Annotated in this window: 13 protein-coding genes; 8 read left to right on the forward strand and 5 right to left on the reverse strand. The window is 71.3% G+C overall.

All coding sequences use genetic code 11. The annotated features are described in order from the left end of the window. Positions 1 to 36: 36 nt before the first annotated feature. Together leuE and AB0O48_RS17905 are read right to left on the reverse strand one after the other, a co-directional pair. A complete protein-coding gene (leuE, locus tag AB0O48_RS17900; protein ID WP_357247424.1) occupies positions 37 to 708 on the reverse strand; it encodes a leucine efflux protein LeuE in 672 nt (223 codons plus the stop codon). After that, complete coding sequence (locus AB0O48_RS17905; protein ID WP_365066824.1) at positions 708 to 1,949, reverse strand: bifunctional pyridoxamine 5'-phosphate oxidase family protein/GNAT family N-acetyltransferase; 1,242 nt, start codon at positions 1,947 to 1,949, stop codon at positions 708 to 710. Before AB0O48_RS17905 ends, leuE begins: the two co-directional genes overlap by 1 nt. Positions 1,950 to 1,985: 36 nt before the next feature. Between AB0O48_RS17905 and AB0O48_RS17910 the strand changes: the two genes are divergently transcribed. The 8 genes from AB0O48_RS17910 (at position 1,986) to rny (ending at position 12,504) form a co-directional block, all read left to right on the forward strand. After that, positions 1,986 to 3,326 (forward strand): aminotransferase class I/II-fold pyridoxal phosphate-dependent enzyme, encoded by a 1,341-nt coding sequence (locus AB0O48_RS17910; RefSeq protein WP_365066827.1) that lies wholly within the window; start codon positions 1,986 to 1,988, stop codon positions 3,324 to 3,326. A 413-nt stretch (positions 3,327 to 3,739) separates the two neighbouring features. After that, entirely contained in the window at positions 3,740 to 4,444 is a 705-nt protein-coding gene (locus tag AB0O48_RS17915; protein ID WP_357247434.1) for a UdgX family uracil-DNA binding protein, read from the forward strand. A 203-nt stretch (positions 4,445 to 4,647) separates the two neighbouring features. Next, positions 4,648 to 6,252 carry a flavin monoamine oxidase family protein gene (locus tag AB0O48_RS17920; RefSeq protein WP_357247438.1) on the forward strand — a complete coding sequence of 535 codons (1,605 nt, stop codon included), beginning with the start codon at positions 4,648 to 4,650 and terminating at the stop codon, positions 6,250 to 6,252. 203 nt (positions 6,253 to 6,455) lie between these two features. Beyond that, positions 6,456 to 7,826 carry an MFS transporter gene (locus AB0O48_RS17925; RefSeq protein WP_357570208.1) on the forward strand — a complete coding sequence of 457 codons (1,371 nt, stop codon included), beginning with the start codon at positions 6,456 to 6,458 and terminating at the stop codon, positions 7,824 to 7,826. Positions 7,827 to 7,831: 5 nt separating this feature from the next. Continuing rightward, a complete protein-coding gene (locus tag AB0O48_RS17930; RefSeq protein WP_357247444.1) occupies positions 7,832 to 8,032 on the forward strand; it encodes a DUF3046 domain-containing protein in 201 nt (66 codons plus the stop codon). A gap of 184 nt (positions 8,033 to 8,216) precedes the next feature. Beyond that, the gene (gene recA / locus AB0O48_RS17935; protein WP_007456801.1) at positions 8,217 to 9,263 is read left to right on the forward strand and encodes a recombinase RecA; all 1,047 of its coding nucleotides are present in this window, start codon (positions 8,217 to 8,219) and stop codon (positions 9,261 to 9,263) included. A gap of 13 nt (positions 9,264 to 9,276) precedes the next feature. Beyond that, positions 9,277 to 9,969 (forward strand): regulatory protein RecX, encoded by a 693-nt coding sequence (locus tag AB0O48_RS17940; RefSeq protein ID WP_357247447.1) that lies wholly within the window; start codon positions 9,277 to 9,279, stop codon positions 9,967 to 9,969. A 768-nt stretch (positions 9,970 to 10,737) separates the two neighbouring features. Beyond that, positions 10,738 to 12,504, forward strand: a complete 1,767-nt coding sequence (rny, locus tag AB0O48_RS17945; protein ID WP_357570206.1) for a ribonuclease Y — start codon at positions 10,738 to 10,740, stop codon at positions 12,502 to 12,504. 105 nt (positions 12,505 to 12,609) lie between these two features. Here rny and AB0O48_RS17950 read toward each other — a convergent pair whose 3' ends face one another. From AB0O48_RS17950 to AB0O48_RS17960, 3 genes are all read right to left on the reverse strand, one after another. Further along, positions 12,610 to 13,494, reverse strand: a complete 885-nt coding sequence (locus AB0O48_RS17950; RefSeq protein WP_365066834.1) for an amino acid ABC transporter permease — start codon at positions 13,492 to 13,494, stop codon at positions 12,610 to 12,612. After that, on the reverse strand, positions 13,494 to 14,168 hold the full coding sequence (locus AB0O48_RS17955) for an amino acid ABC transporter permease (RefSeq protein WP_357247456.1): 675 nt from the start codon (positions 14,166 to 14,168) through the stop codon (positions 13,494 to 13,496). Before AB0O48_RS17955 ends, AB0O48_RS17950 begins: the two co-directional genes overlap by 1 nt. 84 nt (positions 14,169 to 14,252) lie before the next feature. Beyond that, positions 14,253 to 15,119 carry a glutamate ABC transporter substrate-binding protein gene (locus AB0O48_RS17960; RefSeq protein WP_357247459.1) on the reverse strand — a complete coding sequence of 289 codons (867 nt, stop codon included), beginning with the start codon at positions 15,117 to 15,119 and terminating at the stop codon, positions 14,253 to 14,255. Positions 15,120 to 15,151: the final 32 nt, after the last annotated feature.

A 15,151-nucleotide genomic window follows, 5' to 3' on the forward strand; every position in this document is an offset into this window, starting at 1 on the left:
ACCGACGCTCGCACGAGCGTTGACCTGCCGCGGGGATTAGCCGGCGCTGGCGGTGGCCAGCTTGAGGCTGAAGGCCAGGAAGAGGGCTGCCACGGCGGTGGTTCCGCCGGCGGCCAGGCGGCGGCGTTGGCGGAACTGGGCGGCCAGGAAGGTGCCCGCGAAGATCAACGCAGTGAGGTAGAGCGCGCTGGTCACCTGGGCGATCAGCCCGAGCAGCAGGAACGACAGCGCCGGCCAGGCGTAGCCGGGGTCGACGAACTGGATGAAGAACGAGATGAAGAACAGGATCGCCTTCGGGTTCAGCAGACTGATCACCAGCGCCTTGCGGAACGGGCTGCGCATCGCCGCCGGCTCCGCGGCGTCGATGAGCCGCGGCGTGCTCGGGTCGTTGCGGTCGCGCCAGCGTCGCACGGCGCCGAGCAGCATGGTCACCCCGACATAACCGAGGTACGCGGCGCCGGCGTACTTGACCACCAGGAACAGCGGGGGGTACGCCTTGAGCAGCGACGCCACCCCGGCGGCGGAGAGGAACATCAGCACCCCGTCGCCGACGAACACACCGCCGGCGGCCCGGTAGCCCACCGCGACGCCCCGCTTGGCCGCGGTGGAGAGCACGAAGAGCGAGTTCGGCCCGGGCAGCAGGATGATGGCCACGGTGCCCAGCACGTACGTCCAGATGTCGGTGATCCCCAGCACGCCCGCCATCATCACGCCACCGGTGCCGTCCGCAGAAGTCTTTCGCGCAGCCGTGCCTGTGCCGTCGGCCACTCGTCGACGGTCATCGCGTACTGCACGGTGTCCCGCCAGGAGCCGTCCGGGCGTTGCCGGTGCATCCGCAGCACCCCTTCCCGGGTCGCGCCGAGCCGTTCGATGGCCTCCTGGGAGCGCACGTTGCGAATGTCGGTGTGCCAGGCCACCCGGACCGCGCCCAGGTCGTCGAAGGCCCGGCTGAGCAGCAGCAACTTCGCCTCGGTGTTGATCCCGGTACGCCACCAGGGCCGGCCGAGGAAGGTGTGCCCGATCGCCACCGATCGCCGCTGCGGGTCGATCTCGTAGTAGGACGTGGTGCCGACCACCGCCCCGGTGCTCGCGCACCGCTGCACCCAGGCCACCCGCTCGCCACGGTGCTGGGCGGCCAGGGCGGTGCGGATCACCTCGGCCGTCGCGGCGGGCGTGGTGGGCAGTGCGACGCTCAGGTGCCGCCACACCTCCGGGTCCGCCGTGGCGGTGTGCAACTCGTCGGCGTGCGCCAACTCCAACGGCTCCAGCCGGACGTGCTCGCCGTGCAGCGCCACCGGGTCGTGCCAGGGCGTGCGGACCGTGCGGAGGAACGCCGGCAGCGGTGCGGTGACCCCGGCGTCCGGCTCGGGTTGCCCGGCGGTCAGCCGCAGCGGCAGCACGCCGGCCCAGTGCGGCAGGTCCAGGTCGGCCTCGTCCTCGCGGACCCCACCGGAGCGGGTGCGGACCGACACCTCGTGCAGCGGCAGCGCCAGCACGGCGGTCTCGGCCAGCTCACGCCGGCTGGGTGGGCGGGTGTCCGTGCTGCGGCCCGAGCCGACCTTCTCGACGAGCGCGGTGAGCATGGCGCTCTTCTCCCGCTCGTCGGTGACCAGTCGGGCGGTGCCGAGCGCGACCACCGAGCGGTAGTTGGCGCTGTGGTGGAACTGGGAGCGGGCGTAGACCAGACCGTCCAGCAGGGTCACCGTGACGCAGACCTCCAGCCCGTCATCGCGGGCGGCGAGCAGCGGGCGGCTGCCGGTGGAGCCGTGCAGGTAGAGCGTGTCGCCGATGCGGACGTGCAGGGTGGGCAGCACCCGTGGCTGGCCGTCGACGGTGAAGCCGAACGCACAGTGGTACGCCTCGTCGAGCACCGCGTGGGCGGCGGCCCGGTCGTAGGTCATCTTGTCGCGGGAGCGGTGGGGTGTGGTCCGGGCGGTAGGTGGATACATGCGCGCGTCCCTTTGTTCTAGTACAATCTCTTGTTTGTGTCAGCACGCTATCAGCTCAGTGGAACGACGGCCGCCGAGATTTCGGCCAGCATCGAGTCGGGCATCCGTACCGGTGCCCTGCCGCCGGGGGCCGCGCTGCCGCCCGTACGGGCTCTCGCCGCCGAGTTGGGGGTCAGCCCCGCCACCGTGGCCCGCGCCTACCAGGACCTGCGCCAGCGCGGCCTGCTCGCCACCGCCGGACGGCACGGCACCCGGGTGCGTCCGCGCCCGCCGGTGGCCGCCCGCCGCTCCGCGCTGCGCCCCCCGCCGTTGCCCGGCGCCCGCGACCTGTCCCGGGGCGAGCCCGACCCTCGGCTGCTCCCGCCACTCGGCCCGCACCTGGCGGCCCTCGCCGCCGACAACGGCCCGTCGGTCGGCTACTCAGACGCCGGGGTGTTGCCGGAGCTTGCCGAGGCGGCCCGCGCCCGGCTGAGCGCCGACGGCGTACCGGCCGGGGAGCTCACCCTCACCGGCGGCGCGCTGGACGGCATCGAACGGCTGCTCGGCGCACACCTGCGCCCCGGTGACGCGGTGGCGGTGGAGGATCCGGGCTGGGCCAACCTGCTCGACCTGGTCGCCGCGTTGGGCCTGCGCCCGATCGGCGTACCGCTTGACGACGAGGGACCCCTGGTGGCCGGGGTGGCCTCCGCGCTGGCCGCCGGAGCGCGGGCGCTGGTGGTCACCAGCCGGGCGCAGAACCCGACCGGCGCGGCCGTCTCCGCCGCCCGCGCCGAGGCCCTGCGAGCGCTGCTCGCCGGTCGGCGGGACCTGCTGTTGATCGAGGACGACCACGCCGCGGAGCTGGCCCGCGTACCCCTGCACCCGCTGGCTGGGGCGACGTCGAGCTGGGCCTTCGTGCGCTCGGTGAGCAAGCCCTTCGGCCCGGACCTGCGGCTCGCGGTGCTGGTCGGCGACGAGACCACGGTGGCCCGGGTGACCGGCCGCACCCGGGTCGGCGCCGGCTGGGTCTCCACGGTGTTGCAGCGGCTGGTCTTCACCCTCTGGCAGGACCCGGCGGTCACCGAGCAGGTGCGGCGGGCGGCGCGGAGCTACGAGCAGCGGCGTACGGGGCTGCTGGCCGCACTGGCCGCGCACGGCCTGACCGCACAGGGCCGCAGCGGCATCAACGTCTGGCTCCCCGTGGCGGACGAGACAAGCGTGGTCACCGCCCTGCGCGACGCCGGCTGGGCGGTGGCCCCCGGCGCCCTCTACCGGATCGCCGCGCCACCCGCTGTCCGCATCTGCGTCAGCCCTCTGACCACCGAGGATCTGGCTCCACTGGCGGCCGCCCTGGCGCAAGCCCAGAATCCCACCCCACCCCGAGGCTTCCAAACCTAGCCCGCCCCGCGCCCCTCCCACCCCCGCGATCTTGCACTTTCTGTCGCCGATATGTCGATCGATGCGGCATTAGTCCGGGCAGAAAGTGCAAGATCGCGGGGATTCGGGGCGGACGAGGCGGGTATGCGGGCGCCGGAGGTGGGGTCATGGCTTCAGGTGGGGCGCGTAAGGGAGTCTGGATCGCTGTCGCAGTGGCGATCATCATTATCATCATCGTGCTGATCGCGATCGCTTCCGGTGGGGATGGCGGCGGCAACGGGTACTGACGCGGGCCGGCGTCGCGTCGCCGACGACCTGGCGTGGCCGGGAGCGTGTCGCGTCGCCGCCGGGAGCAAGCGGCACCGCGTCGCGTCGCGGCACCGCGCCGTGGACGTACCGGGCGCGGGGCACCTGACGGGTATATAACAGTCGGCATGGCCGAGCAGACCGGGAGCGCTCCGGGCGCCCAGCGGTTCATCCCGCCCGACGCTGACACCATCGATGACCTGCGCACCGCGGCCGGTGGTTGCCGGGGTTGCGAGTTGTACCGCGACGCCTCGCAGACGGTGTTCGGCCGGGGCGACGAGAGCGCCCGGGTGGTGCTCGTCGGGGAGCAGCCCGGTGATCTGGAGGACCAGAAGGGGCTGCCGTTCGTCGGCCCCGCCGGACGGCTGCTGCGACGTGCCGTCGACGACGCCGGGCTGGAGCCGGGTCAGCTCTATCTCACCAACTCCGTGAAGCACTTCCGGTTCGAGTTGCGCGGCAGGCGGCGGATCCACCAGACGCCGGACCAGGTGCACGTCACCGCCTGCCGGCCCTGGCTGGTCGCCGAGTTCGCCCGGCTGCGTCCGGAGATCGTGGTGGTGCTCGGCGCCACCGCCGCCAAGGCGCTGCTCGGCCCGTCCTTCCGGGTCACCCGGCAGCGCGGCGAGTTGCTGCCCTGGCCCGAGTCGGCACAGCACCCGGAGGACTTCCGGCGGGTGCCGGTGGACAACTCCGGGAAGCGGGCCGACGCGCCCACGGCACGGCTGCTGGCCACCATCCACCCGTCCGCGGTGCTGCGCGCCGACGACCAGGACAAGGCGTACGAAGGGCTGGTCACCGACCTTGCCGTCGTCACCCGTGCCCTCGCCGGGTAGGGACCGGCAGGCTCGTCCGCTCGTCAGTGGTCTCACCCGCCGCACCCGGGAGGTCGGCGACGCCCTGCCGGGTCGGGAATCTCCGTCGGAAAATGCCACTGCGGCTAAACGCTGAGGCGATACCTGCCAGAAACGGCAATGCGCGATCCGCGTAACAGGTCCTCTACAGACTCACGGGAGTCGATCTTGTAGGGGAGGCCGTTATGAGCGATCAAACACAGTCGATGGTCAGCCGGCGTGGGTTCCTGCGGGCGGTCGGAGTCAGCGGCGGTGCCGGTGCGATGCTCGCCACGATGGGTGCCATGGGACTCGCTCCCAGCCCGGCCGGAGCCGTGCTCCCCGCATTCCGAGCGCCGGAGCGATCCGACTTCACCCTGACCGGGCGGTCGGGCGCCAGCGTGGTCGTTCTCGGCGGCGGCATCGCGGGGCTCACCACCGCGTACGAGTTGGGCAAGGCCGGCTACGACTGCACGATCCTGGAGGCACGACACCGCGTCGGTGGGCGGAACCTGACCATCCGGGGTGGCGACGTCGAGACCGACCTCGACGGACGCACCCAGCGGGCCGGTTTCTCCGACGGGGTCTACTTCAACGCCGGGCCGGGTCGGATCGCGCAGTGGATGCTCACCATGGACTACTGCCGGGAACTCGGCGTACCCATCGAGGTCTTCACCAACCAGAACGCCGACGCCTGGATCTACAACGAGTCCGCCGGGATGACCGAGCCGGTCCGGTACCGCACCGCCAAGGCGGACGTGTACGGCTACGTCTCGGAACTGCTCGCGAAGGCCACCGACCAGGGTGCGCTGGACGGCCGGCTGACCACCGACGATCGCGACCGGCTGCTGTCGTTCCTGCAGAGCTTCGGCGCGATCGGCGGGCGGGCCAGCGACTGGGCGTACACCGGGACCAGCCGGCGCGGCTTCTCCGGGTATCCGGGCGCGGGCAACGACGTGGGCACCTCGCTCGGCACGCCGCCGCCGCTCTCCGACGTCTTCGCCAGCAACGTGGGCCGGTACTTCTCGTTCGAACTCGGCTACGACCAGGCCATGCTGATGTTCCAGCCGGTCGGCGGGATGGACCAGATCCCGCGCGCCCTGGCCAGGGCCGTGGGGCCGAAGCGGGTACGGCTCAACGCCGAGGTGACCGGGGTGACCGACCGGGGCAGCCGGGTGGAGGTGACCTACCGGCAGGGTGGCCGGCAGTCGCAGATCACCGCCGACTACTGCGTGGCGGCGCTGCCGCCGCACCTGATGGCCCGGGTACCGAACAATCTCGGCACGGCGGTGACCGCGGCGCTGGCCGACTTCCCGGTCACCGCCTCCGGCAAGATCGGCCTGGAGTACCGCAGCCGCTGGTGGGAGACCGACCAGCGGATCTACGGCGGCATCACCGAGACCGACCTGGACCTGTCGCACATCTGGTACCCGTCGTACGGCTTCCACGGCAGGCGCGGCCTGGTCGTCGGCTACTACAACACCGGGGCGAACGCCAGGGCGTACAGCGCACTCGCGCCGGAGCAGCGCAGAGAGCGTGCCGTCAGCCAGGGTGTGAAGATCCACGGCGAGAAGTACCGCAGTGAGTTGGTCACCTCGTACTCGCACGCCTGGGACCGGACCCCCTACATCGAGGGCGCGTGGACCTCGCCCCGGTACGGCACACCCGGATACAACCTGCTGCTTCAGCCGGCCGGGCGGGTCTACTTCGCCGGGGACTGGCTGAGCCACGAGGTGGCCTGGCAGCACGGGGCGTTCGTGGCGGCCCGCTCGGCGGTCTCCGCGCTGCACCAGCGGGTGATGGCAGGCTGACCAAACCCCGGCCCGCGTAACTTCGGGGAAGGTGCTGCGTCCCGGCGCGCTGAGACAGCAGTTTCCCCGAAGTGGCGAGGATCTTGCGGCGGGCGGCGGGCGGCGGGCGGCGGGCGGCTGTCGGCTGTCGGCTGTGGGCGAAACCCACTGCCGCTGGTCGGGGTGGGTGCGCGAGGATGGGTCACCCGTCCCGAGGAGCGCCGATGGCGACCGACCTGACCGCGCCGCGTACCGCCGCCCGACCCGACGTCGCGTCGATCCAGCGGCGTACCCTGCGGCTGCTCTTCACCACCCAGATCATCGGTGGGATCGGCGTGACCATCGGCATCGCCGTGGGCGCGCTGCTCGCCGCGCGGATCGCCGGCACCGCGATGGCCGGTGTGGCGCAGAGCGCCGGGGTGGTGGGCGCGGCGCTGCTCGCCGTCCCGGTCACCCGGATCATGGCGCGGCACGGTCGCCGGCCCGGCCTGGTGCTGGCGTACGCGATCGGCGCCGTCGGTGGCGTACTGGTGGTGCTGGCCGCGGCCACCCGCTGGGTGCCGCTGCTCTTCCTCGGCATGCTGCTCTTCGGCGGGGGAACCGCCGCGAACCTCCAGGCCCGCTACACGGCGGTGGATCTCGCCGAGCCGGCCCGCCGCGGGCGGCAGCTCTCCCTGATCGTCTGGGCCACCACCATCGGCGCGGTGGCCGCGCCGAACTTCGCCGCGCTGGCCGACCGGGTCACCTCCGGTTGGGGGCTGCCCGCGCTGGCCGGCCCGTTCGCGTTCAGCGCGGCCGCGTTCGTGCTGGCCGCCGTCGTACTCCTCGGGTTGCTCCGGCCCGACCCGCTGCTCACCGCGCGGCGGCTCGCGGCGGCCGACGCGCCCTTCGCCGGCCCGCCGCCGGCCACCGACGCGCCGGCGGCCACCGCGGCGGCCGAGACGCCGCCGGCCGTCGCGCCGGTCAAGGTACGCGCGCCGCGCACCGCCGGGATGCGGACGGCCTGGTCGGTGGTACGCGGGCGGCCGGCCGCCCGGCTCGGCATCGCCGCGGTGGCGGTCGGTCACCTGGTGATGGTGGCGGTGATGGCGATGACGCCGGTCCGGCTCGGCGAGTCGCACGCCGACGCCGACGTGCTGCGGCTGGTCGGCATCGTGTTGAGCCTGCACATCGCCGGCATGTACGCGTTCTCCCCGGTGGTCGGCTGGCTCACCGACCGGCTCGGTCGGCGGGCGGTGATCCTGGGTGGGGTCGGGTTGTTGCTGGCCGCCTGCGCGGTCGCCGGCACCGCCGGGCACCACACACCCCGGCTGTCGGTGGGTCTGGCCCTGCTCGGGCTGGGCTGGTCGGGCACGATGGTGGCTGGTTCGACCCTGCTGTCCGAGTCGGTGCCGGCCGACGTGCGGCCGAGCGTCCAGGGGTTCTGCGACCTGATCATGGGGTTGGCCGGGGCCGCGGCCGCCGTGGTGAGCGGGTTTGTCATGCAGCTCGCCGGTTATCCGGTGCTCACCCTGCTCGCGGCGGTCGCGGCGGTGCCCCTGGTGGCGCTAGCGTTGCGCCCGGTGCCGACCGGGGCACCGGACGAGGAGGGCTGATCACTGTGCGGCTGACCGACTTCTGGACGCGCCTTGACGAGGCGTTCGGGCCCGGCTACGCGGCCAGCATCGCCCGCGACCAGGTGCTGTCGCAGCTCGGCGGACGGACCATCGAGCAGGCTCTGTCGTCGGGGGAGCAGACGCACGTGGTGTGGCGGGCGGTGTGCGCCGCGTACCCCGACCGAGTGCCCGCCCGACTACGCTGAGCAGCCTTTTCGTCGCTTCCGCGTGTCGCTTGTCCAGTCGTACACCTGTTCGGCTATTGTCCACAGCGGGGTGCTCGTCCACAGCTCGCGGCCCGTCGGCTGGTTTTCTGTCGGACCTAGCGCCTAGCGTGTCCGCGTGACGCGAAGCTCAGCAAAGACGCCGGCGAAGGCAGGGGTGGCAACCATGGCAGCAGGGCCTGACCGGGAGAAGGCACTCGACCTTGCTCTCGCTCAGATTGACAAGCAATTCGGCAAGGGCTCGGTGATGCGGCTGGGTGACCGGCCGGTCGTCCAGACCGCGATCATCCCGACCGGCTCCATCGCGCTCGACGTGGCGCTGGGCATCGGCGGTCTGCCGCGCGGCCGGGTGGTCGAGATCTACGGTCCCGAGTCCAGCGGTAAGACCACGGTGGCACTGCACGCGGTGGCCAACGCCCAGCGCAACGGCGGCATCGCCGCCTTCATCGACGCCGAGCACGCGCTCGACCCGGAGTACGCGAAGGCCCTCGGCGTCGACACCGACGCGATGCTGGTCTCGCAGCCGGACACCGGTGAGCAGGCGTTGGAGATCGCGGACATGCTGATCCGCTCCGGCGCCCTGGACATCATCGTGATCGACTCGGTGGCGGCCCTCGTGCCGCGCGCCGAGATCGAGGGCGAGATGGGCGACAGCCACGTGGGCCTCCAGGCCCGGCTGATGAGCCAGGCACTACGGAAGATCACCGGTGTGCTCAGCAACACCGGCACCACGGCGATCTTCATCAACCAGCTGCGGGAAAAGATCGGCGTCATGTTCGGCAGCCCGGAGACCACCACCGGTGGTCGGGCGCTGAAGTTCTACGCCTCGGTCCGGCTCGACGTGCGACGCATCGAGAGCCTCAAGGACGGCACCGACGTGGTCGGCAACCGCACCCGCGTCAAGGTCGTGAAGAACAAGGTCGCCGCGCCGTTCAAGCAGGCCGAGTTCGACATCATGTACGGCAAGGGCATCTCGCGTGAGGGCTCGCTGATCGACGTCGGCGTGGAGCAGGCGATCATCCGCAAGTCCGGAGCGTGGTACACGTACGACGGTGACCAGCTCGGCCAGGGCAAGGAGAAGGCCCGGGAGTTCCTGAAGGAAAACCCGGACGTGGCCGCCGAGATCGAGAAGAAGATCCTGGAGAAGCTCGGCGTCGGTGTCGGTGCGGGTGACGCCGCCGGTGGCCCCGAGCTGCCGCCTGTCGACTTCTGACGGTCGCTGACCCATGGCAGGACGACGCGCCCGTACGGGGCGGGGCTGGGATGCCAGCCCACCCCGTACGGGCGACGCCACCGATCCACCGCGCCCCCGCCAGGGCCGCCGTGGGCGCTCCACGGAGACCGACGCGGTCGAGTCTCCCCCTCGGGACGAGTCGGAGGTGGCCCGCGAGATCTGCTTGCGGCAGCTCGCGGTCCGGCCCCGCACCCGGGCCGAGCTGGCCGGTGCGCTGGCCAAGCGAGGCATCTCCGAGGAGGTCTCGGCCGAGGTGCTCGACAGGTACGACGAGGTCGGCATCATCGACGACGCCGCGTTCGCCCGCGCCTGGGTGTCCAGCCGGCACTCCGGGCGCGGCCTCGCTCGCCGGGCGCTCGCCAACGAGCTGCGCCGCAAGGGCGTGGACGGCGAGGTGGCCACCGAGGCGCTGGATGAGCTGGACGAGGAGACCGAGGCGGACACCGCCCGTGGCCTGGTGGAGCGCAAGCTACGCACGGCCCGAGGTGAGCCCGACGCGGTCTTCCGCCGGCTGGTGGGCATGCTGGCCCGCAAGGGCTACCCGCCCGGCGTGGCCATCCGGGCGGTGAAGGACGCGCTGGCCGCGCAGAGCGCCGAGGCGGCCGAGTTCGCCGAGCAGATCGACGCCGATGCGCTCGCCGACGCCGAGGGCGAGTTGGACCGCGACAACCGCTCGATCGGGTGAGAGTCGCGCCGAGGCGCTGGGCGGCCAGCGTCCGCCGTGCCGCCGGGCCGCCGGGCCGCCGGGCCGCCGGGCCGCCGGCCAAGATCGTGCTCGATCCGGGATGTAGTGGGGTCCTCGCGCGGTGAGGCCACTACCTCCACGATCTAGCACGATCTTGGCCGGCGAGGCATGATCTTGGGACGGCAAGTGTGATCTTGGTCGGGGCGAGCCCGGCGGCGGGTCGGGCGCGGACGTGGGGTCGTTGGCGTCACACAGTCGGCTCCCCGAGGGGCGCTGCCGTCGCTGAACAGGCACGACATCCGGATCGAGGCGGACGCCTCGCCGTGTTTGTCCCGTCGTGTCCGACACGGCATCACCTTTGGGTGACGATGCAACTTCTCTCCGTTCGGGGGGTTTGATCATGAGTCCTTGACCAGAGCACCCCCGGCGACCTAGCCTCGCCATACAGGCTCACATTGCCCGACCATTGCAGGCTAAGCGCACAACATAGATCGCGTAACAAGACAGCATCACTTTGGCCGACTCCGCGGCCTTTGGCGGCAACTCCGGACAGGCCGGTCCGGAACGCCGCGACAACTGCACCCGGTCGCCGACGTTGCCCGCGGGCACCGCCGGCGGAGAGAGCTACCCACGGCCAGCCGCTCCGGTCGGGCGTCCACAGCCGCAGGAGTGTGCCCCCGGCACGGTCGCTGCGGTCTCGACCTTAGGGGAGGCGGCCATGGCGGGGCGGCGGCACAGGTTCATCGGTAGACCCGACGGGGTCCCGGCATGAACGCGTTCGACGTCGTGCTCCTCGCGGCCGTCCTCGTCCTCGCCGTGGTGGTGATCGGGGCTGTCCTCGTCGGCATCCGGACGCTGCGGCGGATGGGCGCCGCGCCGGCTCCGGAGGATCCCGCCTTCATCGCCGAGAAGGACCGTCAGGAGCAGTCTCTCGCTGCCCTGCGGACCGCGGCCGACGAGGCGAACAGCACGATCGACGTGGCGAAGTCCGCAGCCGCGGCGGCTCGTGCCGAGGCGGCGGCGGCGAAGGCCGAGGCGAAGGCAGCTCGCGCCGAGGCGCGCCGGGTGCTCGACGACGCCCGCGCCGAGGCGGACACCGTCCTGGAGCGCGCCCACAAGCAGGCCGAGGCGGACGCCGAGCAGCTACGGACGACGGCCCGGCGCAGCGGTGAGCGGGAGGTCGCGGTGCTCGCCGCCACCACCCGCGAGCAGGCCGCGGAGGTGGAGCGTCGGGCGGCGCGGATGGACGAGCGGGAGCGGATGCACACCGAGGAGGTGGAGCGGTTCGCCGAGCGGGAGCGGCAGCTCACCGAGGCGCGCGCGGCCCTCGCGACCCGGGAGTCCGCGTTGGCCCGACGGGAGGCCGAGCTCGCCGAGTCCGAGGAACTGCGCCGCCGGGAGCTGGAGCGGGTCGCTGGGCTCAGCGCCGACGCGGCACGACTGGAGCTGGTCGAGGCGATCGAGACCCAGGCCAAGCGGGAGGCGGCGCTGCTGGTGCGCGACATCGAGTCCGATGCGCGCAACACCGCGGACCAGCGGGCCCGCCACATCGTGGTGGACGCGATCCAGCGGGTCGCCAGCGAACAGACCGCGGAGAGCGTGGTCAGCGTCCTGCACCTGCCCGGTGACGAGATGAAGGGGCGGATCATCGGCCGCGAGGGGCGCAACATCCGCGCCTTCGAGTCGGTGACCGGCGTCAACCTGATCATCGACGACACCCCCGAGGCGGTGCTGCTCTCCTGCTTCGACCCGGTCCGCCGCGAGGTGGGTCGGTTGACCCTGGAGAAGCTCGTCCTGGACGGGCGGATCCACCCGCACCGGATCGAGGAGGTCTACGACCTGGCCCGGCAGGAGGTGGAGCAGCTCTGCCTCCGCGCCGCCGAGGACGCTCTGGTCGAGGTCGGCATCACCGAGATCCACCCGGAGCTGGTGGCCCTGCTCGGTCGCCTCCGCTACCGCACCTCGTACGGGCAGAACGTGCTCAAGCACCTGGTGGAGACCGCACACATCGCCGGCATCATGGCCGCCGAGCTGCGGCTGGACGTGCCCATCATCAAGCGGTCGGCATTCCTGCACGACATCGGCAAGGCGCTCACCCACGAGGTGGAGGGCAGCCACGCCATCATCGGCGCGGACCTGGCCCGCAAGTACGGCGAGCACGAGGACGTGGTGCACGCCATCGAGGCGCACCACAACGAGGTGCCGCCGCAGACCATCGAGGCCGTACTGACCCAGGCGTCCGACGCCTGTTCCGGTGGTCGGCCGGGCGCGCGCCGGGAGAGCCTGGAGGCGTACGTCAAGCGGCTGGAGCGGATCGAGGAGATCGCGGCCGGCAAGCTCGGCGTGGACAAGGTCTTCGCCATGCAGGCCGGCCGGGAGATCCGGGTGATGGTCAAGCCGGACGACGTGGACGACATCGGCGCGGCCGTGCTGGCCCGTGACGTGGCCAAGCAGATCGAGGAGGAGCTGACCTACCCGGGTCAGATCCGGGTCACCGTGGTCCGCGAGTCCCGGGTCACCGAGATCGCCCGCTGACCGGCCCGCTCACCACGAGTTCAGCAATATCGGGGTGTCCCCAAGGAGGGGACACCCCGATATCAAGAAAAGCGCCGGGCGGCCCGGCGGGAAGCACGCCGCCGGTCAGCCCTGCGGTTCGCTGACCGTGTGGCCGCCCACCGGCGTGGCGTCGGTGGCGGTCCGTCGCTGGGCGCGGAACCCACGCTGCCGGCTGCGCCGGTCCAACCAGTTGGCGAGCGCGGTGAGCAATGAGTTGATCACGATGTAGATCGCGGCCACCACGATGGCCGCGGCGACGATGTTGCCCTTGTTCGCGGCGAGGTCGTTGACCCCGCGCTGGAGCAGCTCCGGGTAGGCGACGATGTAGCCGAGCGCGGTGTCCTTGAGCAGCACCACGAGTTGGCTGACGATGACCGGCAGCATCGCCCGGGCGGCCTGCGGCACGAGGATCAGCTGCATGACCTGGCTCTTGCGCATGCCGATCGCGTACGCGGCCTCGGACTGCCCACCGGGCAGCGAGCGGATGCCGGCCCGGAACGCCTCCGCGAGGACCGAACCGTTGTACAGCGTCAGCCCGATCACGACGGCCCAGAAGTTGCTCACCGGCCCGTCGAGCACGAACGGCACGCCGTAGAAGATGAAGAAGATCATGAGGAGCAGCGGTACGGCGCGGAAGAACTCGACCACCGCGCCGGACGGAATGCTGATCCAGCGACGCTCGGAGAGCCGGCCGACCGCGAAGATGATGCCGAACGCCAGCGAGAGCACCATGCCGGTCGCGGCCGCCTTGAGCGTGGCGAGCAGGCCGGGCCCGATGAACTGGGTCCACGTCGTGGCCTCGGTGAAGGGCTTCCAGAGCTGCCCGTCCCACTGGCCCGCCTCGTCGAACTTCGCGTAGATCCACCAGAGCAGCCCGGCCAGGGCGACCCCGAAGATGACGGTCAGTGCCGCGTTGCGGATGCGTGCCCGAGGCCCCGGGTGGTCGTAGAGGACGGAGTCGGTGCTCATCAGCGCTTCACCGCCAGTCGATTGGCCAGCCAGCCGAAGGCGTAGCCGGTGGGGATCAGGAACGCGGCGAAGGTGCCGGCGAAGACCAGGAAGATCATGATGACCGCGTCGCCGTTGTCGTTGATCAACTGCTTCATCACGTTTGAGGACTCCATCAACCCGATCGTGCCGACGATCGTGGCGTTCTTGCAGAGCGCGATCAGGATGCTGCCCAGCGGCGCGATCACGGAGCGCGTGGCCTGGGGCAGCACCACGATCCGCAGGGTCTGCATGAAGGTGAGACCGATCGCGCGGGCCGCCTCGGCCTGACCGGTGGGCACGGTGTTGACGCCGGAGCGCAGCGCCTCGCAGACGAAGGAGGCCGTGTAGACCGACAGGCCGACGACCCCGAGCCAGAAGTTGTTCAGGTCCAGGTCGTCGGAGAGGCTCAGGCCGAGGTTGGAGTACAGCCCGAAGTAGCAGAAGAAGACCACCAGGGTCAGCGGTGTGTTGCGGAAGATGTTGACCCAGGCCGCCCCGAAGCCGCGCAGCACGGGGACCGGCGAGACCCGCATGGCGGCGAGCACCAGGCCGAGCGCCAGCGCGAACAACGCCGACGCGCCGGTCAGCTTGAGGATCCAGAGAAAACCCGACAGGTACGCGTCGAAGTTCGTCGGATCAGCGAATACGTGCATGCGTCGGCTCCCGGGGGCAGGTCGTCGGCGTCGTCACGGACCGGGGGCCGACACCCGTGATCGGGTGCCGGCCCCCGGGACCGGTCAGACGCTGCCGCAGTTGGTCAGCTTGGTGGTGTCCAGCTCGGGTGCGGCCTTGCCGCTCTTGCCCAGGCTGGAGTCCCAGGCGGCCTTGTAGGTGCCGTCCGAGGCGGCGGTCTTGAGGATCTCGTTGACCTTCTCGCAGCCGTCCTTGTCGTCCTTCTTCAGGCCGATGCCGTAGGGCTCGTTGGAGAAGGTCTTGCCGACCACCTTGAACTTGCCGGCGTACTGCGACTGGGCGGCGTAGCCGGCGAGGATGATGTCATCCGTGGTGACGGCGTCGACCTGGCCGTTCTCCAGCAGCGGCAGGCACTTGGAGTACGCGTCGAACTGCTGGAGCTTCGCCTTCGGGTAGTCCGACTGGATCCGCTTGGCGGGCGTGGAGCCCGAGGCCGAGCAGACCTTCTTGCCCTCCAGGCCCTCGGGGCCGGTGATCGTCGAGTCGGCCTTGACGAGCAGGTCCTGGCCGGCGATGAAGTACGGGCCAGCGAAGTTGACCTTCTGCTTGCGCTCGTCGTTGATGGTGTACGTGGCCACCACCAGGTCGACGGTGCCCTGCTGGATGAAGGGCTCCCGGTTGTTGGAGACCGTCGTCTTCCACTCGATGTTGTTCGCCTCGACTCCGAGGCCCTTGGCAATGATCTTGCCAATTTCGATGTCGAAGCCCTCGTACTGGCTGCCGGTCTGCAGACCCAGGCCGGGCTGGTCGGCCTTGACGCCGATGACGAGCTTCTTCTGCTTCTCCGCCTTGCCGACGATGCCCTTGGCGCCCGAGCTGCCGGTGCTGCCGCCTTCGTCCCCGCCACAGGCGGTCATGGTGACGGCCAGAGCCGCGACCGCGGCGACTGCCGCAATGCGCTTGATACGCATACTCTTCTCCTTCTTCGACGGAGCCCACCGAG

The organism is Micromonospora sp. NPDC085948 (genome assembly GCF_040686315.1).
Classification (GTDB): Bacteria; Actinomycetota; Actinomycetes; order Mycobacteriales; family Micromonosporaceae; genus Micromonospora.